Origin of the sequence: Bifidobacterium stellenboschense (assembly GCF_000741785.1) — a bacterium.
Taxonomy (GTDB): domain Bacteria; phylum Actinomycetota; class Actinomycetes; order Actinomycetales; family Bifidobacteriaceae; genus Bifidobacterium; species Bifidobacterium stellenboschense.
This window is the reverse complement of sequence record NZ_JGZP01000006.1, coordinates 55,949-81,658: the sequence shown is the minus strand read 5'-3', so window position 1 is coordinate 81,658 and position 25,710 is coordinate 55,949. Positions and strand designations below refer to the sequence as shown.

The window sequence follows — 25,710 nt, the reverse complement described above, 5'->3', positions numbered from 1 at the left end:
GGATATGTTGACAGACTGTCAACTCTGCCTATCGGTCATCTTGCCGCACTTCCCTCTCCCCTGCCATAGACAGTACACCTGCGTTTCGCGCAAATACGGCAACGACCGGCGGAACGGCGCGACGACGTCCGCCCCGCGTGCGACGGCGACGCGTGCGGCCGTCGCGACGCGTCCGGCCGCCGCGACATGTCCGGCATGCGGCGCTTGCGTTGAAGCGCACTTGAAGTGCTTCAATGGGTTGTGAGCGATAACAGCGGGGTCGTCGCCCCGCCGCGAACCATCGGCCCCACCATGGGCAGACACGACGACCCGGTACGACGCCGGGAGTAAGGAACAAACAGCAACAATGAAGTACCGCAACGTAGGCAAGTCCGGACTGAAGATCAGCGAGATCGCGCTGGGCAGCTGGGTGACCGATCTCAAAGGCACCGCCGCCGAGGACGTGGCGAAGCAGACCGTCGACCTCGCATTCGACAACGGCGTGAACTTCTTCGACTGCGCCGACGCATACTCCGCCGGCGCGGCCGAACGCTTCTTCGGCGAGGTGCTGAGCCGCTTCCCGCGCCGCGAACTGGTCATCTCGTCGAAGGTGTTCTTCCCCACCGGCGACGGCGTGAACGACCGCGGCCTGTCCCGCAAGCACATCTTCGAAAGCTGCGAGCAGAGCCTGAAGAACATGAGGACCGACTACCTCGACCTCTACTACTGCCACCGCTTCGACGAGTCCACCGACCTGGAGGAGACGCTGCGCGCGATGAGCGACCTCGTCGCGCAGGGCAAGGTCCTCTACTACGGCGTCTCCGAGGAGTGGGGCGGCGCGCGCCTGCAGGAGGCGCAGCGCATCATCGACCGTCTCGGCCTCTACCCGATCACCGTGGTGCAGCCGCAGTACAACCTCGCCGACCGCTACATCGAACACGAGATCATGGGCGTGTGCTCGAAGCTCGGCATCGGCATCACCACGTTCTCCCCGCTCGCGCAGGGCCTGCTCACCGGCAAGTACCGCAAGGGCCAGCCGCTGCCGGCCGGCTCCCGCGCCACCTGGCAGGCCGACCACCAGATCAACGACCTGCTCACCGACGCGAACCTCGACATGGTCGAGAAGCTGCGCGGCGTGGCCGACGAGCTCGGCACGAACCTGCCGGTCCTCTCCCTCGCCTGGATCCTCCAGCACAAGGAGATCAGCTGCGTGATCGCCGGCGCCAGCAAGCCCAGCCAGCTGGAGAACAACCTCAAGGCCTCCGGCTTCGAGATCCCCGCCGACGCGATGGCCGAAATCGACGCGATCACCGGCTTCCACCGTTTCGAGCGCCACGTCGGCTGAGTCTTGGGGCTGAGTACCGGGGCTCAGCCCCGGTACTCCCGGTCCGCGATCATCCTGCCCGACTGGTCGAGCGCGGTGGAGAACCGGCCGTAGTCGGACAGGATCACGCCCATGTAGAGCATGTCGACGATCGCCACGTTCGCGACGCGAGAGAAGATCGCGTTGCCGTAGATCGTGTGCGAGCCGGAGCCGGTGACCAGCGTCACGTCGGCCAGGCCGGCGAGCGGCGAGCCGACATGGTTGGTCACGGCGATGGTGCGTGCGCCCGCCGTCTTGGCGAGACGCAGCGCCTTCACCGTGTCCGCCGACGATCCGGAATGGGAGAACGCGATCGCCACGTCGTCGCCGGTGAGATGCCCGGCACCAATCTGCTGGAGGTAGGCGTCCGTGTTGAGACGGCAGTCCAATCCCAGATACATGAGTTTGGTGAACAGGTCGGTGGCGGGCACGAGCGAGTTCTCCACACCGTAGATGTCGATGGCGTCCGCGCCGGCGAGCAGCGTCGTCGCCTTGCGGAACGCCTTCACGTCGAGCGAGCGGCGCAGCTCGTCGATGAGCGACGTGGCGCCGGCGGCCGCCTTGGCGGGCACGCTTTCCGGATCGTCCCACGGATTGAGGTCGAATCCCTCCAACGGATCGAACGTCACCTGACGTTCCGCCTCCGGGTGCCGCAGCACGTAGCGCAGCTCGCGGTAGCCGCCGAAGCCGAGCTTGCGGGAGAAGCGGATGACGGTCGGCTGGCTGACGTGCGTCGCCTCGGCGAGCTGTCCGACGGTCAAGCCCGCCGCCTCCTCGATATGGTCGCGGATGTATCGGGCGACGGCTCGCTCGGCCGGTCTCAACGACGGATACACATGGTCGATGCGCTCGCGAATTCCCACCGAAGTCTGCACGGTCCCATCTCCTGCGGCTGTTCCAGTTCCACCATCATCTCGTTACGTCGAGGATGACGATAGACCGCGCGGGTGTGCCCCCGTGAACCCCTGGTTGGCCGTCAGGTGAACCGTGCGTTAACTTTCCCCGCGGATCGACGTGGGACCACGGCCGGTCTCGGCGCGGTGCACGGGGAAAGACGCATCCGCGGCATCGGCTCCCCCTACGTGCGGGGCGGCGCCATGGCCGCGACGGCTCACCAAGCGACGTCGATGCGGGGCCGCGCGGATTCGTCGCGATGGGGGATTCCGCCCACGATGACGGTGAGTCCGGGACCGTGCCCGTACCGATCGCCGAGAAGGTCGTAGTAGAGATCGACGGTGGAGCCGCCCGCCGGCAGTCCCAACAGCCGCCAGTACGGCATCCCGTGGCCGACAGCGAGCGGGGCCACGGTGAGCGAGGTGCGGCCGTCCGCGTCGCCATGGACGTCCACGCCGGCGAACCCGGAGATGACGAGATCCGCGAACGTGGAGTGGTTGTAGTCCTTGCCACGCTCGTATCCCCCCTTGTCTTTTCTCCAGTTCCACGCCTCGAGCTGGTCGCGGGAGATCCAGGCGCCGGTGTCGGCGTCGAGGTCCTCGTCGATCCAGTCGACCATCTCGCCGTCCGCCGTCTGACGGTGATGGATGCCGGCGTACCGGCGCAGTTCGCGCATGAAATCACCGGCGTCCAAGCCGCCGCGGCCGGAACGGATTTCGGCGATCATCGCGTCGAGGGTCTGCGTGGTGGCATAGGGCCAGCAGGGACCGTTCCACTGGCATTCATGGGCCGAATCGCGGTTCATGTAGCGCGGGTGGCACGCCTCGGCGGTGCGGATGCCCACGGCGCCTGCGAAATGATCGGGGTCGGCGAGGAAACGCCACGCGCCTTCATGCCGTTCGTCCGCCAGTCCGAACGCCCACGGGATGTATCCGATTTCCTCGCGCACGTTGCGCGAAGGATCCACGTCGGCGAAATCCATGGCGGCGATGACGCCGTCCTTGTCATCCAGCGGCAGGACCTTGAAGAACTCGCCTTCCGGATCCCACAGCTCCTCGCGGATGAGCCCCGTCAGGGCGGACGCCTTCGCGTCGAACCGGTCGGCGAGGTCGTTCCGACCCGCCCACCGGGCGATCGCGGCGATGGATCGTGCGTTGGCGGCCATGTAGCTGTTGAGCGTGGGACGCAGGCCGGAGCCGGAGATGGAGTCCTCCATCGCGTCGCGGTCGTCGTACGACCAGAACAGGCCGTAGCGCGTCATGTTGCGTTCCTCGACGGTTTCGTAGAACCGCACGAAATCATCGAGCAGGGATACGGCGAAGTCCCGGTCCGCGCGGGTCTCGGCGTAGCGGCGCACCGCGTCGACGATCCAGGACGAATAGGACAGCTCGTCGCCGGAACCTTTGAACCAGAAGTCCACATAGCTGCGGATCAGGTCGTCGCCGTTCCTCAGCCAACGCGCTTCGGCGACGTGATGCCCGTTCGCGCAGTTGATGGAGTTGTATGCGCCGGCCCAGTAGACATCGGGCAGGAATTCGGTGATGATGCGGCCTTCCGGCGTGGATGCGATGTGCTTGCGGAACGTCCACCAGCGGAACCAGTAGACGCGTTCGATGACCGCGTCGGCGCATTCGAAGAACGGGACTTCACGGCGCATCCAGTCGGTGGACTTCTCATTGGGGATGTCCTGGACGTACAGCTCCTCGTCGTTGCGGTTGAAGATGCCGGCGTAGCGGTCGATCACGTCGTCGACGTCGCGTAGCGGCGCCGGTGCGGTGAACTCCTCGACCGGCTGGTAGATCTCGGCCATGGTCGGCTCCTTTCCGTTCGTTCAGGCCTTCTCGGCGCCGTTGCGGGCGCGGTTCAGGTGGGTGTAGGCGAACACGCCGACGATGACGAGCAGCAGCGCGATGCCGAACGGCAGGAAGGAGACGGCCAGATCGGAGCTTCCGAGAATCGCCTCGACGGCGGTCATGGCGAGCGGGGCGAGGAAGATGCCCACGTGGAAGCCGATCATGATGGCGGTGGACCAGAACGCCTGCTGGGACTTGGTCGCGTACTTCGGCAGCTGGTTGAACAGCCACGGTCCGAGGATCGGTCCGGGCACGTAGAAGCAGATGATCGAGGCGACGAGCATCGGCCAGCTGCCGTTCGCGAAGTACAGGAGGAAGCAGCCCAGCGCCTCGATGGCGATGCCCAGGTACAAGGTGTTCATGTCGCCGAGGAATTTGTTGAGCGCGCCGAATCCGAAGCCGGAGACGATGCCTGCGGCCACGCCGATGGACATGACGGTGGATGTGTTGAAGTCGGCGCCCAGCGCCTCCTGCGTGACGGCAGCCCAGCGCACGAAGCCGGACTGCATGGCGATCAGATAACCGGCGGCGAACAGCGCGAACAGGACGAGAATCGCGTAATTCGATTTCTCGGCGAACACATCGCCGCCTTCGGCGACATCCTCGTCATCGGACTTGTCGTCGACGAGCTTGACGTCCGGGACGACGATCCAGAACCATGCGAGTGCCGCGAACGAGAGGATGTAGGCGGAGAAGGAGCCCTGCCAGCCGAACGAGGAGGCCAGCACGCCGACCAGCGCGGTGAGAATCATCTGGCCGATGTTCTCGAACGCGCCGCGGATGCCCAGCAGTGTGGAACGGGTATCGCCGGACCACATCACCTGGATGATGGCGACGGCCAGCGAGTTGTAGCAGCCGAGTCCCAGGCCGAGCACGATGCGCGAGATGAGAATCACGGTGTAGTCGCTGACGAACATCGGCACCACTCCGGAGACGCCGACGAGGGCGACGCCGAGACCGATCACGTTCTTCAGACCGAAGAACCTGGCCATCGCAGGACTGAGCAGCAGCGTGATCAGCGCGGTGAGCGACGGCGTGGTGGACAGCAGTTCGGCGGCCGCGTTGGACACATGAAGACCATCGCGGATCTGCGGCAGGATGCCGTTGATGATGTTGGAGCTGGTGAGCAGCAGCGATACCGCCAGCACGGCCAGCTGCACGGTGAGACCGTATTTCTTGACTTCCTTTGTCATGGTTGTTCCTTTGGATTCGGGATTCCACATGGAGACGGACGGCGGTGCCCATCGCTGGACATCGCTCCCGCCGTTTCCGTTGTCGCATTCAGCATAACATGAATTTACAAGAACGTTTAACCTTTACATTTGACCACACGCTTGGATGTTGTTGAATGGCTATTTTCCAACGTATTATGCCGGTATATGTTTTTCTGCCACCGGCGTGTTGAAACGTTCTTGTTGAGGTTTGACGATAAACGTTTCACTCAAGAGGTACGGCAAAAGGGCACCAAGAGGCCATCCATGGAACAGATGGAACACGGGAGACCCCGGGCACGCGGGAGACGCCCGTCAGGCCGATTCGCCGCGGACCAGGGAGAACCCGGCGATGCGCCTACGCGGTTCGATGGATTCCCCGCCCCGGATACGCTCGACCAGCATCGACACGGCCTGCTTGGCCATATCATCGAAATCAATGGCCATCGTGCTCAGCAACGGCGCACAGTACGCGGCGGGACTCACACCGTCGAACCCGAACACCGCCTTGTCCTCGGGCACGCGGATGCCCATCTCCCTCATGCCGCGCATCAGACCGAAGGCGATGAGGTCGTTCATGCAGAAGACGACGTCGTACCCCAAGTCCGCCTGGACGAGTGTCGAAGCGGCCTTGGCCCCACCCTCCACCGTCCACTCGCATGGAATCGTGTCGCTTTCCGAGCCGAGACCGGCGTCGATCATCGCCCGGACCGCAAGATGCGAACCGGTGTTGCGGCCCTCCTGTCCGAATTCCCCGGAGGCGAACCGTCGGCCACCGGCGATCGCCGCGTGTTCGTACCCACGCGACTTCAGATAGGAGAACGCCGCCCGGAACGACGCCTCCAAAGGCAGCGCCACATTGTCGTAGCGGGGGTGCTCCGCGTAATCCTCGAACAGCACCGCGGGATGGTCCCCGATCAGGGCCCGAAGCCCGTTCTCCGGAATGTTGTGCAGATTGACGATCAATCCGTCGCACATCGGCGTGCTGACGCGTTTGAGCGAATCACGCTCGGCTTCGGGCGAGGCGTTCGTCTGCACCACGATGACCTGATAGCCGACCTTGGCCGCCTCCCGGGAAATGGCCGACGCCAGATCGGAGAAATACGGGTTCCCCAATTCGGGGACGACGAACGCGATGATGCCGCTGCTGCCCTGCTTGAGAAAACGGGCGGACAGGTTCGCCGTGTAATGCACTTTCTCGGCGGCCTTGAGGATCCGCTCACGCGTCGCCGGCTTGAACCCCGGTTCGCCGCGAAGCACCACCGACGCGGTGGCGACGGACACCCCCGCCTCCTTGGCGACGTCACGCAATGTAGCCATGGCGATACTCCCCGTTCCGGCCAATCGAATCGTTCGCTAATCGACGCGAACCAGCCATATAAACGTTACACCACGACGACGGGCGTTCCCGCCGGCCGGCGCCGGTCACGGCTCGATGATCCAGGAAAGCCCGACGAGGACGATGAGGAAGAGGACGTTGACGGCGGAGTAGACGGCGAGATAACGGCCCTTGCGGTCCGGGTACTTGCGCACGACGTTCTTGTAGCCGATCAGCGAGGCCATCGAGGCGATGAGCGTGCCCATGCCGCCCAGGTTCGTGCCGATGATGAGCGGGCGCCACTGCTCGGTGAAGCCGGACAGCAGGATCGTGGTGGGCACGTTGCTGATGAGCTGGCTGGAGCCGACCGACACCTCGAGCGGATGCGCGTCCACCAGGGAGGCGGCGAGCTCGTAGAATTCGGGCACGCGCTTCATGTTGCCGATGAAAATGAAGAACATGGTGAACGTGAGCGGCAGGCCCCAATCCACGTTGCGGAACACCTTGCGGTCGCACACGAGGAACGCGGCGAACACGATCACGCACATGAGCCACAACGGCAGGAAGTCGCTCACCGCGAGCAGGCAGACCACGAACAGCAGCGCGTACACGACGGTGCGCCAACCGCCGTAGCCGGCTCCGTAGCCGGTGATGCGGATCTCGTCGGGGCGCGGCTTGCCGCTCTCCGGGGCGAGCACCCCCTGTTCGATGCCCGCGCCGTCCAACGACCGGAACTCGGAGACCGGCTTGGAGCCGAACACCACGCAGGTGATGACGACGAGCAGCACGGCCGCGGTCGCCGAATACGGCGCCATGATGCCGATCATCTCCATCGACGGCATGCCGGTGAGCGCCTTGAGGTACAGGTTGTGCGCGTTGCCGATCGGCGTGAGCATGCTGCCCACGTTCGCGCCGATCGTCATCAGCGTGCCGACGAGCACCGCATGCTCCTCCATGTGCGCCATGACGAGCACGGAGATCGCGAACGGGATGAACGTGACCAGCGCCACGTCGTTGGTGATGAGCATCGCCGAGAAGAACGTGAGCGAGATGAGCGTGAGCACGAGGCCCCTCGCGGTGCGCACATGGTGCAGCAGACGCGAGCCGATGATGCGGAAGACGCCGATGCGCTGCAGGCCGCACACGACGAGCATGAGGCACACGAGCTGGCTGATCGTGCTCATATGCACGTAGTCCTTGTAATCGGCGTCCGGCGGGACGATGAAGCACGAGATCAGCGCGAGTACCGTGGCGACGATCAGGATCGTCTCGCTTTTCAACAGTCCGACCAGCCAGCGCCGCATCGATTCCTCCGTGAAACAAGGGGATTTACCGTAAGCATCCTAGCGGAAACCCCGGCATGTTACGTAGTCACGGCGTGCTGTTTTCCGACCGTTTTTCGCAATATTGCCCTTCACCGCTACTGGCGACTGACATTCCTTCCCGACTTTTCGGAACAAGGCATGGTGAATCCTCTATGAACGACGGATGAAAAACAACCCCTCGACTCCATCCCAATCCCCTCGCCCCGGCGCGGCCACGGCGCGCGAACGGCCCCTCGGCGCATCACGACCCCGCCGAGGACGGCGGGGCGGCGAAAACTACGCGGCTACACGCGGCCGGCGTAGTTTCACTTGCTGTTCACCATGGTTTCAGGCAACTTTCCCCCACATCCCGCCCGTGGGGCCGCGAACGGCACCACCATGGAATTGCAGCGGATGGTTGGGCTGCTGCGGCATGAAGTCCGGCCGCGAATAACCGAATACCGAACCCGGCGCCGGAACCCGGCGCCACACACGAACGGCCCTCCCGCACGGGAGGCCCCGCATCGGAAGGCAGTTGACGAAATATGCTCGAACTCAAGGACATCACCAAGTCGTTCGGCGACACCCACGTGCTGAACGGCATCAGCCTCGAACTGGACAACGGCAAGATCATGTCGATCCTCGGCCCGTCCGGTGGCGGCAAGACCACGCTGCTCAACATCATCCTGGGCATCACCGAGCCGACCAGCGGCCAGCTGATCTACAACGGCGAGGACCTCACCCACGTGCCGATGGAGAAGCGCGGCTTCAACATCGTGTTCCAGGACTACGCGCTGTTCCCGAACCTCACCGCCTACGAGAACATCACCTACGGCCTGAGGAACAACCCGGGCATCTCCTCGCCGGAGGAGATCAAGGAGATGATCTCGCTGCTCGGCCTCGAGGAGCACCTCAACAAGCACATCGACGAGCTGTCCGGCGGCCAGAAGCAGCGCGTGGCGCTCGCCCGCACGCTGGTCATGAAGCCGAAGCTGCTGCTCCTCGACGAGCCGCTGTCCGCCCTGGACGGCGTGATCAAGGAGTCCATCAAGGCGAAGATCAAGCAGATCGTCGAGCAGTACGACCTCACCACGATCATGGTCACCCACGATCCGGAGGAGGCCTGCACGATGAGCGACAAGGTCCTCATCATCAACCACGGCAAGGTGGCGCAGTACGACTCCCCGGAGAACATCATCGAGCACCCGGCGTCCGACTTCGTGCGCAAGTTCATCCTCCACCAGCTCGAGGTGAAGCGCAACAACATCTACACCCTGTTCAACGAGGGCGACGAGGCCGAGACGGCCGCGAACGCCAACGCCGAGCTCGCCGCCGCGGGCCAGGAGGACTGAACGCCATGTCGGTAGAATCCATCCAGGCGGGCAAACAGCTGCCCAACATCCGCCCCGAGATCCACAACTACGAGGCGCGCCCCTCCAAGCCGAAGCAGACCGAACTGTGGACGCTGCTCGCGATCGTCGCCGTGTGCTTCATCGGCTTCCTCGTCGTGCCGATGATCCTCGTGATCATCCGCTCCTTCACCACCGCGGGCGGCGAGGCCACGCTCGACAACTACGCGACGATCCTGTCGCGGCCCGAATTCACCCGGTCGATCACGAACTCGCTGACCGTCGCCGCGGTCTCCGCGCTCGTCGCCGTGATCCTCGCCTTCCTGCTGAGCTACACGATCAACTGCACGAACGTGCCGCGCGGATTCAAGAAGGCCGTCGCCCTGCTCGCGCAGCTGCCGATGCTGCTGCCGACCATCACCTACGGCTTCGCGATCATCTACTCGTTCGGCAAGAACGGACTGATCACGCAGCTCATCGGCCACCCGCTGTTCGACATCTACGGGTTCAACGGCCTGCTCATCGGCTACGTCATCTACACGCTGCCGACCTGCTTCCTGCTCATCAACAACAGCTTCCAGTTCGTCGACAAGAAGTTCATCATCGTCTCGCACATCATGGGCGACAACCCGCTGACGACCTTCCTCAACACCGTGCTGCGCCCGCTGGTCGGCACGCTGGCCGTCGCGTTCATCCAGTCGTTCTTCCTCGCATTCACCGACTACGGCATCCCGACCTCGGTGGGCGGCACCTACGACGTGCTGGCCATGACGCTGTTCAACCAGATGCTCGGCTCGATCCCGAACTTCAACCGCGGCGCCGTGATCGCCGTGTTCATGCTCATCCCGTCGATCATCTCGATCATCCTGATGACGGTGCTCGAACGCTTCGCGATCCGCTACAAGCAGATCAGCCAGATCGACCTGCCCAAGGGGAAGAAGCGCGACTGGATCTGCGGCATCGCGTCGGTCGTCACGCTCGTGTGCACGCTCTCCGTGTTCCTCGTGATCCTGCTCATCCCGTTCGTCCAGGAGTGGCCGGATCATCTCGGCTTCACATTCGCGCACATCGCAAACCTGTTCACCGATTCGCAGCTCACGCAAGTGTTCACCAACTCGCTGTACGTCGCCGTGATGACCGCCATCTTCGGATGCGTGTTCGTCTACGCCGCCGGCCTCGTCACCTCCCGTTCGAAGCTGCCCGCGTGGGCCCGCCGCTCGGTGGACGCGATCTCCGCGATCATCAACACCGTCCCGGGCATGGTGCTCGGCATCGCGTTCCTGTTCATGTTCTCCGGCTCGCCGCTGCAGAACACGTTCTGGATCCTCATCATCGCGAACATCGTGCACTACTTCGCCACCCCGTACCAGATGATCAAGGATTCGCTCACCAAGATGAACGCCGGATGGGAGACCACCGCCAAACTCATGGGCGACAACTGGATCAAGACGCTGGTGCGCGTCGTCACGCCGAACGCGTGGCCGACGCTGCTGCAGATCTTCGGCTACTACTTCGTCAACGCGATGGTGACCATCTCGGCCGTCGTCTTCCTGACCGGTGCCCGCACGCAGGTCATCACGACGAAGATCTCCGCCCTGCAGCACATCGCCAAGTTCGACGACGTGTTCGTGCTCTCCCTGCTCATCCTCGTCGTCAACCTCGTGGTCAAGGGCCTGATCGCCCTGTTCACCCGCGACCGTTCCGCCGAACGCGCCAAGGAGGCCCGCAAGGCCAAGGCCGCCGTGAAGACCCCGCAGGTCGCCGCCTCGTTCAGCACCGTGCGTCCGAGCCGCCAGCTCGCGGCGGCGGCCGCCACCTTCCAGCTGCCGAACAACGGCAACCGCAGGAACCGCAGCCTGCTCACCGGCATCGCCTCCGCGGTGTGCGTGGCGCTGCTCGTCGGCTTCGGCGCCATCTCCACGTCCGCGGCGGCTGCCGGCGGCAAGGTCGTCATCTACACGAACGCCGATGAGGAGGCCGTCACCGCCTTCGAGCACGCGCTCGACCGCAACGGCTACAAGGACCAGTACATCATCCAGGAGTTCGGCACCTCCGAGCTCGGTGGCAAGATGCTGGCCAAAGGCAAGGCCCTCGAAGCGGACATGCTGACGATGAGCTCCTACTACGTGGATTCCGCGCAGGACCGCAACCACATGTTCGCGGACCTGACGGACGTGCACGCGCAGCTGCTCGGCACCACGGAGAACTCGAAGGCCCCGGCCTACCGCTCCCCCACCACCGCGCAGGAGGGTGCGATCATCATCAACACCGAGGCCCTGAGGGCCGCGGACGTGCCGAAGCCGAAGAGCTACGCCGATCTGGCCAAGCCCGAGTACAAGGGCCTGATCTCCGTGCCGGACATGGAGGGCTCCTCCACCGGCTGGCTGATGGTGCAGGCCATCGTCGACGCCTACGGCACCGGTGCGAAGGGCAAGAGGATCCTCACGGACATCTACCGCAACGCCGGCCCGCATCTCGAACAGTCCGGCTCCGGCCCGCTCAAGTCGGTACGCGCCAAGGAGGTAGCGATCGGCTTCGGCCTGCGTCACCAGGCGGTCGCCGACAAGAAGAAGGGCCTGCCGATCGACTACGTGGACCCGACCGAAGGCAACTATTCGCTGACCGAGTCGGTGGCGGTGCTCGACAAGGGCCGCGCCACCAACCCCAAGGCGCAGAAGATGGCCGGCGTCATCATCGACAAGGGCCGCAAGGAGCTGCTCGAGACCTACCCGACCCCGCTCTACAAGGGCGAGAAGGCCCCGGCGAACGCCTCCAAGCGTTCCAAGTCGTTCCCCGAACCGCTGACCGTCGACCTGCTCCAGAAGCACCAGGACTTCTCGTCCGAATGCAAGCGGGCCGCGGAGGGCGGCGAGTGACGGGCGGCGTTCGGACCGCGCAGGTGAACGCGGTCTGAACGCAACTCGGTTACTACAAACGACACTCCGCCCGCAGGGCGAAATCTACGTAGAAATATCCGAAAAGTTCCTTCGTGATTACACTCTGCGGGCGGAAGCCATATTCAAAGCGCCTAACGAACATCCACGGCGTACAACGCATACTTCGTCCAAGCCAAGAGAGCCATGGGATCCGACGGATCCATGGAATCCACGGAACAGAAAGGAAACGACCATCATGGCCAACGAATACAAGCTGCTCACCCCCGGACCGCTGACCACGACCCGCACGGTCAAGGAGGAGATGCTCTTCGACCACTGCACGTGGGACGAGGACTACCAGCAGATCACCCAGAAGATCCGCCGCCAGCTGCTCGAACTCGCCCACTGCGACCCGCGCGACTACACCGTCGTGCTCATGCAGGGCTCCGGCACGTTCGGCGTGGAAAGCGTCCTGACCTCCGTGATCGGCAAGGACGAGAAGGTGCTGCTGTGCACCAACGGCGCGTACGGCGACCGCCAGGTCAAGATCTGCGAGCACGCGGGCATCGACTACGTGCAGTACGCCGAGCCGTACGACCGCATCCCGGACGCCGACAAGGTCGAGGAGTACCTGCGCCGCGACCCGTCCATCACGCACGTGTCGATGATCCACTCGGAGACCACCTCCGGCCTGCTCAACGACATCGCCGCCGTGGCCACCGTCGCCAAGGCGCACGGCTGCACGTTCATGGTCGACGCGATGAGCTCCTTCGGCGGCGTCGACATCCCGGTCTCCGGCTGGGGCATCGACTTCCTCGTCTCCTCCGCCAACAAGTGCATCCAGGGCGTGCCCGGCTTCAGCTTCATCATCTGCAACAAGGCGAAGCTCGAGGCCTCCAAGGGCAAGGCGCGCAGCCTGTCCCTCGACCTGTGGGACCAGTGGAACACGCTGGAGAAGGCGAACGGCAAGTGGCGCTACACCTCCCCCACCCACGTGGTGCTCGCCTTCTCCAAGGCCCTCGACGAGATGTTCGCCGAAGGCGGCATCCCGGCCCGTTCCGCCCGCTACGCGCTGAACAACCACCTGCTCATCGCCCGCATGGAGGCGCTCGGCTTCCGCGTGTTCCTCAAGGAGAACCAGGGCCCGATCATCACCACGTTCCTCTACCCGGAGGGCACGAAGTTCGACTTCCACGACATGTACGAGTTCATCAAGGAACGCGGCTACGCAATCTACCCCGGCAAGCTCACCCATGAGGAGACCTTCCGTCTGGGCAACATCGGCGAGATCTACGCCGACGACATCGAGAAGGTGACCGAGCTCCTGGCCCTGTACATGGGCGAGCGCGGCCTGCTCGAGGCGGCCACCGGCTCGGCCTCCGTGCCCGAGGCCATCGCCGCGATGGACAAGGCCGGCGAGCCGATCAAGGCCGCCGCCCCGGCGAACGTGAAGCTCACCGCCTGAGAACCGCCCGGGACACCGAAACATCGGAAAAGGAGACAGCGACAATGACCAACCGTTTCGAAGCCGTGATCTTCGACTGGGCCGGCACGACCGTGGACTACGGCTGCTTCGCCCCCGTCAAGGCCTTCCAGGAGGCGTTCAAGGAGTTCGGCGTGGAGCCGACCATGGAGGAGACCCGCAAGCCGATGGGCATGCTCAAGCACGACCACATCAACACGATGCTGCACATGAACCGCATCGCCCGCGCGTGGGAGGACGCCCACGGCGCCGCCCCGACCGACGCGGACACGGATGCCGTGTACGCGCACTTCGAGCCGAAGCTGCTGTCCATCCTCGACGGCTTCGCCGACCCGAAGCCGGGCGTCGTGGACGCGGTCGCCGCCCTGCGCGAGGCGGGCCTGAAGATCGGCTCGACCACCGGCTACACGGACAGGATGATGGAGATCGTCGTGCCGAAGGCCAAAGAGAACGGCTATGACCCCGACTTCTGGATCAGCCCGGACGGCACCGACGGCTACGGCCGCCCCTACCCGTACATGATCTTCCGCAACCTCGAGGCCCTGCACGTCACCGACGTGCGCCGCGCCGCGAAGGTGGGCGACACGCTCTCCGACATCCGCGAGGGCAAGAACGCGGGGCTCTTCACGATCGGCGTGACCGAGGGCAGCTCGCAGATGGCCCTGAGCCAGACGGAGTTCGAGGCGCTGGGCGACGCCGACAAGGCGGCCGCGCGTGCGGCGGCCCGCGACGCGTTCGTGAACGCGGGCGCCGACGCGGTCATCGACACGCTGGCCGAGCTGCCGGCGCTGCTCGCCCAGCTGGCCTGATTCGCCTGACCCCGCCTGGTCCAGGCGAATCCCGGCGAATCCGAACGGCGGCCCCGCGGCGGTTTCCTCCCCGAAAGGACGGAGACCGCCGCGGGGCCGCCGCCGTCGATGCACATCCGCCGACGGACGAGGACGAGCAACATACGCATGGACACATAGACACATATATAAGAACACGCGCATATATAAGAACGTTTACGAATATGGACAGCGGCCTCTCCCCGTTACCTGCCGTTCATACAATGGTTCGCGGCCATTATGGAATAGGAGAAAGAAGAGGTTCATGTTCTCAACCCATGCCAAGCGCATCGCCGCCCTGGGCGCGGCCTGCGCGATGCTGTTCACGGCGGCCGCCTGCGGCGGCTCGTCCAGCTCGTCGCAGTCCGACGGACAGACCATCATCTCGGTGAACAACACCGAACCGCAGAGCCCGCTGGTGCCCGCCGACACCAACGAGATGGGCGGCGGCAAGGTCATCCGCTACCTGTTCGAGGGTCTGGTCAGCTACGACGTCAAGGGCAAGCAGCACCTCGAGGTCGCCAAGTCCATCACGCCGAACGACGACGCCACCCAGTACACCATCAAGATCAAGGACGGCTGGAAGTTCACCAACGGCGAGGCCGTGACCGCCGAATCGTTCGCCAAGGCGTGGAGCTACGCGGCGAACGTGAAGCACGCCATGAAGCAGGCGAGCCGCATGTCCATCATCAAGGGCTACGACGAGCTTCAGGACCCGAACGTGGCCGACGACGCGCAGCTGAGCGGCCTTGAGGTCAAGGACGACCACACGCTGGTCGTGACCCTCGACCACCCGGATTCCGTCTTCCCGGTCCAGATCGCCCACCAGTCGTTCTTCCCGCTGCCGTCCGTGGCCTACAAGGACATCAAGGCGTTCGGCAAGAACCCGGTCGGCAACGGCCCGTACAAGCTCAAGTCGTGGAACGTCGGCAAGGACATCACCGTGGTGAAGAACCCCGACTACAAGGGTTCGCGCACCGTGAAGAACGACGGCATCGAGTTCCGCGTCTACACCGATGAGAACGCCGCCTACTCCGACGTGCTCTCCGGCAACCTCGACGTGCTCGACGAGGTGCCCGCCAGCGCCGTCAAGACCTTCCGCTCCAACAGGAGCGTGACCGCCTACAGCCAGCCAGGCTCCTCCTACCAGGGCTTCGTGATCCCGGAGCGCCTCGACCACTTCGGCTTCGACGAGGAGGGCCAGCTGCGCCGCCAGGCCATCTCCATGGCCATCAACCGCAAGCAGATCGTCGAGAAGGTGTACTCGAACACGAAGACCGTGGCCACCGACTTCACCTCGCCGCTGGTGCCCGAATACTCCAAGACGCTCAAGGGCGAGGAGAACCTCGAGTACAACCCGACCAAGGCCAAGGAGCTGTGGAAGAAGGCCGACGCCATCTCCCCGTGGAGCGGCAGCTTCAAGATCGCCTACAACGCCGACGGCGGCCACAAGCAGTGGGTCGACGCCGTGTCCAACCAGCTCAAGAACACGCTCGGCATCGACGCCCAGGGCGACGCCTACCCGACGTTCAGCGACATCCGCGAGCGCGTCACCGACCGCAGCATCTCCACCGCGTTCCGTTCCGGCTGGATGCTCGACTACCCGTCCGCCGAGGACTACATGACCCCGCTGTACGCCTCCGCCTCCGCGGACGGCCACGGCTCCAACGACGGCGACTACAAGAACCCCGAGTTCGACGCCGACCTGGCCAACGCCCTGTCGCAGACCGACGTGACCAAGCGCACCGAGGCCCTGCGCACCGCCCAGGAGATCCTCATGCAGGATCTGCCGTCCATCCCGCTGTGGTGCGACAACGTGGCGGCCGTCTCCGCGCAGAACGTGAAGAACGTGCAGTTCGACTACACGAACATGCCCACGTACAACACCATCACCAAGTGACACGGTGATGCGGCGCGGCCTGGCCGCATGACCGTATGAGAGAGCCCCGACGGGATTTCCCGTCGGGGCTTTTCGTTCACAGGAGATTATCAGCCTTGCACCATGCCGCCATCCGCGCTGCGGTAGCCGAGGTTCATCATCTCGCTGTTGTAGGCGATGACGCCGCGGCCCCGGGCGGGCAGGACGATCATGCCGCCGTCGCCGTGGTGGGCGGCGACCTCGTCAAGCGTGGCGACGGCCGCGTCGTGCACGGACTCGCCGGCGAAGCGCACGCGGTCGGACACCTGGTGCGCGGCGACGACCTTGATGAACGCCTCGCCGATGCCGGTGCAGGAGACCGCCACGGTGCGCTGGTCGGCGAAGGTGCCGCAGCCGGGCAGCGGCGAATCGCCGACGCGGCCGTGCATCTGGTTGGTGATGCCGCCGGTGGACGTGCCGGCGGCGATGTCGCCGTTCACGTCGCGGGCCACGGCGCCGATGGTGCCGTGCTTCTCCCACTCGTCGCCGCCGGACTGCGCCTCGGCGAGCGACTGGCGGCGCTGCTCGGTGATGAAGTACTCGTTGGGTTCGGTCGCGACGCCCCAGTCGGCGATCTCGCCGTCGGTCGGGTCGGCGAACAGCACGTGCTTGGTCTGTTCCTTGACCGCGCGGGCCGCGTCGATCGGGTTCCTCACCGTGGACACGCCGGTGACCGCGCCGACCTCGCCGTCGCCGGTCATCAGGCAGGCGTCCATCTGGGCGATGCCGTCGCTGGTGAGCGCGGCGCCGTGGCCCGCGTTGAATTCGGGGGAATCCTCCATCACGTGGATGGCGGCGATGACGGCCTCGTGGGCCGGCGCGCCCGCCTCGAGCAGCGCGTAGCCGGCGTCGAGCGCGCGGTTGAGGTCCTTCTCGACCTGCGCGATGCGTTCCGGCGTGCTGCGCTTGCCGCGGCTGCCCGCGCCCGCGTGGATGATCAGGGTGATGCCGCTTTCGCTGCCCGCCGAGATGGCGGTCACCGGAGATGTGGACGATGCCGTGCCCATAGTGTCTGTTGTCCCTTTCCTTGCCGGCCCGTGCCGTCGAAGACCGACGGATGCGCGGGGCCGTGCTTCCTGCGTCGTGATGTCCGCGCCGCGGCCCCGGTCGCCCGGCGCCGCATGCGCCATGTGTATGATACGCGGCCGCGGCGTGCAACGCGACCATACGGCCACACCGCAGGTGCGCTACGCCTCCGCCAGGGATTCCGGCAATTCCAGTCCCGCCTCACGCAACGCGTCGCGCAGCGAGGGGGTGACCTTGCCGTCGCGGCCGCGCACGCCGCGCGCGTGAAGCAGCGAGCTGACGATGGCCTCCTCGCTTGCGGCGGCCACGGCGCGGAAGCATCGGTCCATCGCGTTCTCGTTGAGCCGTGTCACGGTCTCGATGAGCGGCCCGCCGGCGGGCGTGGGATGGTCGGACGGTGTGGTCTGGTCGTCGCCGGCCCAGTGGTCGATGCGGTTGGCGGTGCTGAACGCGACGACGATCTCGCCGCTGCCGTTGCCGATGTAGCCGCCGCAGCGCGCGATGCCGACGGTGACGCGTTTGGCCATGCGCCTCAACTGGCGTGAATCGGCCGGCAGGTCGGTGGCGATGACCGCGACGATGCTGCCCTTGTCCTCGCAGGCGCCGGCCGCGCCCCCGCCAGCGGTCCCGTCCGAGGCCGATGCCGGGGCGGCGTGTTCCGCTTCGGCGAGGCGCAGGCCGACCGGCTCGCCATTGAGACGCAGGCATTCGCGCGAACCGAAGTTCGTGAGCACCAGCACGCCGAGCACATGGTCGCGCCCGTCCACGCGCACCACGCGCGAGGCCGACCCGATGCCGCCTTTGAGGCCGAAACAGGTCATGCCCGTGCCGGCGCCCACGTCTCCCTCGTCGAAGTCCTCGCCGGCCGCGGCGATCGCCTCCAGCCCGTGCGCCGGCGTGACGGCGCGGGCGCGTATCGAGTTGATGGGACCGTCGTTGCATTCCATGACCACCGGGTTCACCGTGCCGGTGTCGACGCCGATGGCGGGGTGTCCGGCGAGCGCGTGGTCCACGAGCGCGTCGAAGCAGGCACCGCAGGAAAGCGTGTTGGTCATGAGGATCGGCGTTTCGAGGCTGCCGAGCTCCTCGACCTGCACGAGTCCCATCGACTTGCCGAAGCCGTTGGACACGTACGCGGCGGCGGGCGGTTTGCTTGCGAAACAGTCGCCGGGCGGCACGATGGCGGTCACGCCGGTGCGGATCGTCGGTGCGGCGCCGTCGGGCGAGCGCAGCGTGACATGGCCGACCCTCACGCCGGGCACGTCGGTGATGAGGTCCCGCTTCCCCGCGAGGCCGTCGTACAGGTCATGGTTCCATATGGCATTCGTTCCCATGGAGGACCATGGTAGCCCGGCCCGCGGCGCCGTCCGTCAACGCGTCATGGCGTGCACGGCGTCGCAGACCAGGCGGATGCCGTCCTCCAGGTCGCGTGCGTCGGGGCGGACCATGTTGAGGCGGATGTGCGTCTCGTCGGTCTCGTCCACGTCGAACACGCCGCCGGGCATGAACGTGACGCCGAGCGTGCGGCACCGGGCGAGCAGGTCGAGCGCGCGCACGCCGTCGGGCAGCGAGACCCAGATGTAGTATCCGCCCTGCGGCACGGTCCATCGCATGCCTTGCGGCGCATGCCGTTCCAGCGCGGCGACGGCCGTGTCGCGGCGGCGTCGGTAGGCGGCGGTCAGGTCGCGCACGTGCCCGGCGATGCGCCCCTCCTTGAGCAGTTCGAGGCAGATGCGCTGCGACGACGTGCTCGTGTGCTGGTCGACCATGCGCCGCAATGCGGCCAGACGCGCGATGACGTGCGGGTCGGCCGCCACCCATCCGGTGCGCAGCCCGGAGGTGACGGTCTTCGAGAACGTGGACAGGTACATCACGTATCCGGCGTTCTCCATGCCGGCGAGCGGCACGGGACGGTCGCCGTCCCCGTTCCCGCCGTACCACAGCTCCCCGTAGGCGTCGTCCTCGACGATGAGGCACTGGTGGCGGCGCGCCACGTCGACGAGCCTGCGGCGGCGCTCCATCGGCATCGTCGTGCCGGTGGGGTTGTGGAAGGTGGGGATGGTGTAGATGATCTTGGGCCGGAAGCGCGCGCAGTAGCCCTCGAGCAAATCGGTGCGCATGCCGTCGGCGTCGACCGGCACGCCGACGATCGACGCGTCGGCGGAGCGGAACGTCTGCAACGCGGGGAAGAACGTGGACTGTTCGACGAGCACGCGGTCGCCCGGGTTCACGAACGCGCGCACGATGAGGTCGATGCCCTGTTCGGATCCGGACAGGACCATGACGTTGCGCGCCTCGCAGGCGACGCCGCGCGTGCGCATGTGTTCGGCGAGCAGCGCGCGCAGCTCGTCGAAGCCTTCGATGGGCGATTCCGGCTGGCCGTCGAACTCGTGCGAGGCGAACGCCTCGAGGCTCACCGCGCGCAGCAGGTCGTCGGGGATGTCCGCCGGGTTGGGCGAGCCGGTCGCGAAGTCGATGACGCGTCCGTCCGCTCCCCCGCGCCGGGCGCGGTCGATCTCGGCGATGTCATGGTAGGTGAACCGGTTGGAGTAGTCGCTGAACAGCACCGACCACGGGGGCCGGATGACGGACGGCTCGGGCGTGCCGTCGTGCGCGGGGACGCCGGCGTCGCGGATCGTGCGGATCGTACCGGGCGATGGCCGCGCACCGGCGCCGCCCGCCGGGGTCACGAACGTGCCCTTGCCGACCTTCGACGCGACGAGGCCTTCGTCCTTGAGCCGTTGGTACGCCTGCAGGACGGTGGTGCGGTTGACGCCGAGGCGTGCGGCGAGCTCGCGCTCGGGCGGCAGCCGGTAGCCTTCGGCGAGCTCGCCGGAGACGATGCGTTCGCGCAGCTGTGCGGCCAGCTGCCGGTACATCGGCACGCTCGCACGCCGGTCGAGTTCCAGCCGCATGGCCACCGTCCTTTCCCTTCCCGTATCCGTCGGGGCGTCTCCCCCGCCGTTCCTCCCGACGATTATCTTCCGATCACAGGGAGAGGAACAGCTCGTGCAGGCGCGTGTCGTCGGTGAGCTCCGGGTGGAACGCGGTGGCGAGGATGCCGCCCTGGCGCAGCGCCACCGGATGCCCATCGACCTCGGTTTCGACGCGCGCCGACCCGCCGACGGAGACGACGTACGGCCCGCGGATGAACACGAGCGGGAAATCCTTGATGAAGTCGGCGTCCCCGGGCTCGCCAAAGTCGGCGGTGGCGGCGAAGCTGCCCAGCTGGCGGCCGTACGCGTTGCGGCGCACGACGGCGTCGAGCGCGCCGAAGTACACGTGCTCGTCGTTGTCGAGCCTCTTCGCGAGCAGGATCATGCCGGCGCAGGTGCCGAACACGGGCTTGCCGGCCTTGATGTGCTCGGCGATCGGCTCGAACAGGCCGGTGGAGTGCAGGAGCTTGCCTTGCGTGGTGGATTCGCCGCCGGGCAGGATCACCCGGTCGATGGAGTCGTCGAAGTCCTCGGCGGCGCGCAGCAGCTTCCACGGCGCGCCGAGCCTGTCGAGCACGGCGGCGTGTTCCGCGAACGCGCCCTGCACGGCGAGGATGCCGGTCACGCCGTGCCGTTCCTGCCCGGATTCCACGCCGTCGGACTCCTCCTTGGAGATGTATTCGACCGCTACGACCATGTCAATCGCCTCCGGGTCTCACTCGCCTCGGGCGGCCATGATGGTCTGGATCTCGTCCTCGTTGATGCCGACCATGGCCTCGCCGAGGTTCTCGGAGAGCTTGGCGAGCAGGTCGGCGTCCTGCCAGTTGGCGGTCGCCTTGACGATGGCGGCGGCGCGCTTGGCCGGGTCGCCCGACTTGAAGATGCCGGAGCCGACGAACACGCCCTCGGCGCCGAGCTCCATCATCAGGGCCGCGTCGGCCGGGGTGGCGACGCCGCCGGCGGCGAAGTTGACGACGGGCAGACGGCCGTTGTCGTGCACGTACTTGGCGAGGTCGTAGGGCACGGCGAGCTGCTTGGCCGCCTCGTACACCTCGTCGTCGCGCAGGGAGACGAGCTCGTGGATCTGCTTGTTCATCGTGCGCATGTGACGCACGGCCTGGATCACGTCGCCGGTGCCCGGCTCACCCTTGGTGCGGATCATGGCCGCGCCTTCGGCGATGCGGCGCAGCGCCTCGCCGAGGTTCTTCGCGCCGCACACGAACGGCACGTCGAACTGGTTCTTGTCGATGTGGTAGACGTCGTCGGCCGGGGAAAGCACTTCGGACTCGTCGATGTAGTCGATGTCGATGGCCTGCAGGATGCGGGCCTCGGCGATGTGTCCGATGCGCACCTTCGCCATGACCGGGATGGACACGGCCTCCTGGATGCCCTTGATCATGGCCGGGTCGCTCATACGGCTCACGCCGCCGGCGGCGCGGATGTCGGCGGGGATGCGTTCGAGGGCCATGACCGCGCAGGCGCCCGCGTCCTGGGCGATCTTCGCCTGTTCGGGCGTGGTCACGTCCATGATCACGCCGCCCTTGAGCATCTGGGCGAGGTTGCGGTTGAGTTCGGCACGGTTCTGCGTCATTTCGGTTCCCTTCTGGTTCGTGCGATGCCATGCGACGCCGCGCGCACCCGATGGAGAGCGGGGGGCGCACGCGGCATCCGTCGCCGACCATTATCGGACGGAGGCGGCGAGACCAATCCAAACCAGTCCAATTTGGATGGGGCCAATCCGCCGGTTCCCGACCATACCAATTGCAGAACCAATCGCGGGACCAATCGCGGGAACCGGGACCGCCCGCACCCCTCAGCCGACGTTGTTGCCGTAGACCTGCGACTGGATGTCCTTGCGATGGGTCTCCATCCGCGTGATCTCGCCGAGCAGCGCGATCTTCTCCGCGCCGTCGGGCATCATGGCCATCCGGCGTTTGGCCGCGCCGATGCGCCGCATATACCCCATGTCGAGCAGTTTGACGAGCAATTCGGAGGCGTATCGGCTCTCCGCCTTGGTGGGCTGCCTGAGTCGCGCGTCGACCATGCCCGAACCGTCGGCGCCGGATCCGTCGGCCGCGTTCCGCCCGTCGTCCGGCAGCGGCAGCGGCATGACGGCCAGCTCGTTGATCGTCGATTCGAGCATCGGCCCGCCCGCCTTGGTGAGGTTGTGCATCCACAGTCCCTGCGGCGTGTCCGGGGAGGGCGGTCCGCCGGCCGCGGCGACCGCCTGGAACATCGTGCGGAACACCGGCGTCATGAAGTTCCCGAGCGTCAGTTCGGCGAACCCGTTGGGGCTGACGGCGAGCGGCACCTGGATGAGCAGCGCCATGAACTGCTGTTCGGCGATGAACACGGCGTCGTCGATACGGAAATACGTCTGTTCGGTCGCGTCGCGATGCTCGAGTTCGCGGCGTTTCGCCGGATCGGCGTACGGATCGCCGTCGCGTCCGCGCGGCGATCCGTCACGGTCGAACGCGCCGCCGCCGTTGAACCGGCGTCGCGGCGCGTACGCGTCCTCGTCGCGCACGCGCTGCCGGCGGCGCTCGCGTTCCACCTCGCGGCGCATGATGTCGAGGTCGACGCCGATGCGGCGCGTGGCGCGACGCGTGTACAGGTCGAGCAGCGACCGGTCGCGGATCTGCGCGACCAACGGCGCCACCGCCTTGACCGCGCCCATCTGGCCGGTCGCGTATTGGGTGTCGAACCGGCCGATAGCCGCCTCGATCACGAAATCGTAGAGGGGCTTCGCGCTCGTGATGAGCGAACGGACCGCCTCGTCTCCTCGTTCGATCCTGAGATCGCACGGGTCGAGATTGTCGTCGGCGACGGCGACGAACGTCTGCGAGAGGAACGCGGAGTCGAGGCCGAACGCGTGCAGCGCCGCCTTCTGGCCGGCGGCGTCGCCGTCGAACGTGAACACGACGCGCGAGCTCACCGCCTGCCCCTCGACCTTCAGCGGCCCCACCAGCTGGACCGCGCCGAGCGAATCGTCGGCGATGAGACGGCGCACGATCTTCGCGTGCTCGGCGCCGAACGCGGTGCCGCACGTGGCGATCGCCGTGTCCACGCCGGCCAGGTGCATGGCCATCACGTCCGTGTACCCCTCGACGATCACCACCTGGCGTTTCTTCACGATCGCCTTCTTCGCCAGGTCGATGCCGTAGAGCACCTGGTTCTTGCGGTACAGCTGCGTGTCCGGCGTGTTGATGTACTTCGCGGCGATCTGGTCGTCCTCGTACAGCTTGCGCGCGCCGAAGCCGAGCGTGCGGCCGGTCGAGTCGCGGATCGGCCAGGTGACGCGGCCGCGGAAATAGTCGTAGACGCCGCGCTGGCCCTGACGCGCGAGGCCCGCGTCGAGCATCTCCTGCTGGGTGAATCCCTTCGACGCAAGATGGCGCACGAGGTTGTCCCACCCCTGCGGCGCGTACCCGCAGCCGAAGCGTTCGCAGTCGGCCTGGCTGAACGTGCGCCCGCCGAGGAGCTTGCGGGCGGCGAGCGCCTCCTTGGTCATGATCTGGGAGACGAAGAAGCGCTGCGCCTCCTCGTTGGCCTCGAGCAGGCGCGCACGCTTCGAGCCGGAATGCCCGTCGGCGCGCCCCGTGCCGCTCTGCTCGTAGTGCAGTTCGATGTGGTATTTGTCCGCGAGCAGTTCGACGGCCTCGCGGAAGTCGATGTTCTCCTGCTGTTCGACGAATTTGAACACGTCGCCGCCCAGGCCGCAGCCGAAGCAGTGCCAGACGCCGAGCGCGGGGCGCACGTTGAAGCTGCCGGTCTTCTCGTCGTGGAACGGGCATAGGCCGACGTACGTGCCGGTGCCCGAGGGCTTGAGCGACACGGATGCGGATACGATGTCGTAGAGGTCCGCGGCTGCGCGCACCTTCTCGATGTCTTCCTTCTTGATCATTCCGGCCATGACACACTACCCTACCGCCTTGCCGCGGCACCGGTACGGGTATGCCGGTTTCCGCCGTCGGCGTGTGTCCGTCTTCCGTCAGGCGCGGCGCGCGCCGGCCGGCGGGGCGTTCAGAACAGGATCGAGTGGAGCGCGAGCGCCGAGGAGTCGGTGAGGGAGGCGACCTGGTCGACGGCGACGCGCAGGCGCTCGCCGTCGTTGGCGGCGGTCTCCCAGTCGTCGAGGAACTGGCTTTCGAGGATGTCGCTGGGGCGGGGCGAGTCGGCCATGAGCACGTCGACGAGGTCTTCGACGATGCGGCGCTCCTCCTCGTGCATCGGCTCCTTCTCCCCCGGCGCCATGACGAAATGCACGGCGACGCCCTTCAGCGCGACGATCTCGTACGAGGTCTCCTCGGGGATGACGAGGCTCGCCGAATAGCGGGTGAGCGGACCGGCGCCGTAGGTGTCGCGCGTCGCCTCCTCGACGCTCCACGCGAATCGGCCGATCAGGTCGGAGGTGATGTTCTTGAGCTGCGCCAAGGCCGATCGCGACCCGTTGAAATGGTCGGGGAACATGTCGAGCCGTTTCAGGCGCGCGAACGCCTCGACGAGCCGGTCCGCGTCCCATTGCGGGCCGTACCACGCGCGCGTCTGTCCGACGATCGCGTCGATCGTGCGCGGGTCGGCGAGCGCGATCGGGTTGAACGCGCCGGTGGCGATGGCGTCCTCCACGTCGTGCACCGAGTAGGCGATGTCGTCGGCGAGATCCATGATCATGCATTCCATGGGGCGTGCGGTCGGGTCGGCGAGGCCTTGTTTGAGCCATCGGAAGACGGGTTCGTCGTCCGGGTAGACGCAGTATTTGGCGCTGCGTTCGCCTTTGGGGTGCTTCGCCGCCTCGGCGAGCGTCCACGGGTATTTGACGGCGGCATCGAGCGAGGCGCGCGTGAGGTTCACGCCGGCGGAGCGGCCGTCCGGGTGGAACACCTTGGGTTCGAGGCGGGTGAGGAGGCGCAGCGTCTGCGCGTTGCCTTCGAATCCGCCGATGCTCCGGGCGATGCGGGCGAGCGTCGCCTCGCCGTTGTGGCCGAACGGCGGGTGGCCGAGGTCGTGGGAAAGGCAGGCGCAGTCGACCACGTCCGGGTCGCAGCCGAGGAGTTTGCCGATCTGCCGTCCGATCTGGGCGACTTCGAGCGTGTGGGTGAGGCGGGTGCGGGCGAAGTCGTCGGTGCCGGCGACGAGGATCTGGCTTTTCGCGCCGAGCCGGCGCAGCGCGGACGAGTGGATGAGGCGCGCGCGGTCGCGTTCGAACGCGGTGCGCGACTTCGATTTGGGCGGTTCGGGCGCCCACCGCTCCTCGTCGGAGGCGGTGTAGCCTTCACCGCTCGGGATGCGTTCGACGCGGCTTTCCGGTTCGTCCCCGTATCGGCTGGATTCCATGACGCACCTCCCCTGCCCTCCAGCCTAGCAAGCCCGGCG

The 25,710-nt window shown here is 66.2% G+C and carries 18 protein-coding genes; 6 read left to right on the top strand and 12 right to left on the bottom strand.

The window, feature by feature from the left end; translation table 11 throughout:
• Window positions 1–346: 346 nt before the first annotated feature.
• Complete coding sequence (locus BSTEL_RS02800; protein WP_034526863.1) at window positions 347–1,324, top strand: aldo/keto reductase family protein; 978 nt, start codon at window positions 347–349, stop codon at window positions 1,322–1,324.
• A 23-nt stretch (window positions 1,325–1,347) separates the two neighbouring features.
• On the opposite strand, the gene BSTEL_RS02795 is transcribed toward BSTEL_RS02800, so the two are convergent.
• From BSTEL_RS02795 to BSTEL_RS02775, 5 genes are all read right to left on the bottom strand, one after another.
• The gene (locus tag BSTEL_RS02795; protein WP_034526860.1) at window positions 1,348–2,217 is read right to left on the bottom strand and encodes a MurR/RpiR family transcriptional regulator; all 870 of its coding nucleotides are present in this window, start codon (window positions 2,215–2,217) and stop codon (window positions 1,348–1,350) included.
• Window positions 2,218–2,453: 236 nt separating this feature from the next.
• Entirely contained in the window at window positions 2,454–4,046 is a 1,593-nt protein-coding gene (locus BSTEL_RS02790; protein WP_051922794.1) for an MGH1-like glycoside hydrolase domain-containing protein, read from the bottom strand.
• A 21-nt stretch (window positions 4,047–4,067) separates the two neighbouring features.
• Window positions 4,068–5,282: an MFS transporter gene (locus tag BSTEL_RS02785; protein ID WP_034526857.1), complete on the bottom strand. Its 1,215-nt coding sequence runs from the start codon at window positions 5,280–5,282 to the stop codon at window positions 4,068–4,070.
• A 333-nt stretch (window positions 5,283–5,615) separates the two neighbouring features.
• Window positions 5,616–6,620: a LacI family DNA-binding transcriptional regulator gene (locus BSTEL_RS02780; RefSeq protein ID WP_084686071.1), complete on the bottom strand. Its 1,005-nt coding sequence runs from the start codon at window positions 6,618–6,620 to the stop codon at window positions 5,616–5,618.
• A gap of 105 nt (window positions 6,621–6,725) precedes the next feature.
• Window positions 6,726–7,922 (bottom strand): SLC13 family permease, encoded by a 1,197-nt coding sequence (locus BSTEL_RS02775; protein WP_034526852.1) that lies wholly within the window; start codon window positions 7,920–7,922, stop codon window positions 6,726–6,728.
• A 545-nt stretch (window positions 7,923–8,467) separates the two neighbouring features.
• Here BSTEL_RS02775 and BSTEL_RS02770 point away from each other — a divergent pair.
• From BSTEL_RS02770 to BSTEL_RS02750, 5 genes are all read left to right on the top strand, one after another.
• Window positions 8,468–9,274, top strand: a complete 807-nt coding sequence (locus BSTEL_RS02770) for an ABC transporter ATP-binding protein (protein WP_051922793.1) — start codon at window positions 8,468–8,470, stop codon at window positions 9,272–9,274.
• Between the two features lie 5 nt (window positions 9,275–9,279).
• The gene (locus BSTEL_RS02765; RefSeq protein ID WP_202962066.1) at window positions 9,280–12,147 is read left to right on the top strand and encodes an extracellular solute-binding protein; all 2,868 of its coding nucleotides are present in this window, start codon (window positions 9,280–9,282) and stop codon (window positions 12,145–12,147) included.
• A gap of 256 nt (window positions 12,148–12,403) precedes the next feature.
• On the top strand, window positions 12,404–13,612 hold the full coding sequence (locus BSTEL_RS02760; RefSeq protein WP_084686070.1) for a 2-aminoethylphosphonate--pyruvate transaminase: 1,209 nt from the start codon (window positions 12,404–12,406) through the stop codon (window positions 13,610–13,612).
• 44 nt (window positions 13,613–13,656) lie between these two features.
• Entirely contained in the window at window positions 13,657–14,439 is a 783-nt protein-coding gene (gene phnX, locus BSTEL_RS02755; protein WP_034526849.1) for a phosphonoacetaldehyde hydrolase, read from the top strand.
• A gap of 283 nt (window positions 14,440–14,722) precedes the next feature.
• The gene (locus tag BSTEL_RS02750; protein ID WP_034526846.1) at window positions 14,723–16,357 is read left to right on the top strand and encodes a peptide ABC transporter substrate-binding protein; all 1,635 of its coding nucleotides are present in this window, start codon (window positions 14,723–14,725) and stop codon (window positions 16,355–16,357) included.
• Window positions 16,358–16,446: 89 nt separating this feature from the next.
• On the opposite strand, the gene BSTEL_RS02745 is transcribed toward BSTEL_RS02750, so the two are convergent.
• The 7 genes from BSTEL_RS02745 to BSTEL_RS02715 form a co-directional block, all read right to left on the bottom strand.
• Window positions 16,447–17,382, bottom strand: a complete 936-nt coding sequence (locus BSTEL_RS02745) for an isoaspartyl peptidase/L-asparaginase family protein (RefSeq protein WP_034526844.1) — start codon at window positions 17,380–17,382, stop codon at window positions 16,447–16,449.
• 180 nt (window positions 17,383–17,562) lie between these two features.
• The gene (locus BSTEL_RS02740) at window positions 17,563–18,735 is read right to left on the bottom strand and encodes a DmpA family aminopeptidase (protein WP_034526842.1); all 1,173 of its coding nucleotides are present in this window, start codon (window positions 18,733–18,735) and stop codon (window positions 17,563–17,565) included.
• A gap of 36 nt (window positions 18,736–18,771) precedes the next feature.
• Window positions 18,772–20,316, bottom strand: coding sequence for a MocR-like pyridoxine biosynthesis transcription factor PdxR (gene pdxR, locus BSTEL_RS02735; protein WP_034526840.1), 1,545 nt, complete (start codon window positions 20,314–20,316; stop codon window positions 18,772–18,774).
• A gap of 73 nt (window positions 20,317–20,389) precedes the next feature.
• Window positions 20,390–21,034, bottom strand: coding sequence for a pyridoxal 5'-phosphate synthase glutaminase subunit PdxT (pdxT, locus tag BSTEL_RS02730; RefSeq protein WP_034526838.1), 645 nt, complete (start codon window positions 21,032–21,034; stop codon window positions 20,390–20,392).
• 18 nt (window positions 21,035–21,052) lie between these two features.
• A complete protein-coding gene (gene pdxS, locus BSTEL_RS02725) occupies window positions 21,053–21,928 on the bottom strand; it encodes a pyridoxal 5'-phosphate synthase lyase subunit PdxS (RefSeq protein ID WP_034526836.1) in 876 nt (291 codons plus the stop codon).
• Between the two features lie 222 nt (window positions 21,929–22,150).
• Window positions 22,151–24,250, bottom strand: coding sequence for a DNA primase (gene dnaG, locus BSTEL_RS02720; protein ID WP_034526834.1), 2,100 nt, complete (start codon window positions 24,248–24,250; stop codon window positions 22,151–22,153).
• Between the two features lie 110 nt (window positions 24,251–24,360).
• Window positions 24,361–25,671, bottom strand: coding sequence for a deoxyguanosinetriphosphate triphosphohydrolase (locus tag BSTEL_RS02715; RefSeq protein ID WP_051922792.1), 1,311 nt, complete (start codon window positions 25,669–25,671; stop codon window positions 24,361–24,363).
• Window positions 25,672–25,710 lie beyond the last annotated feature (39 nt).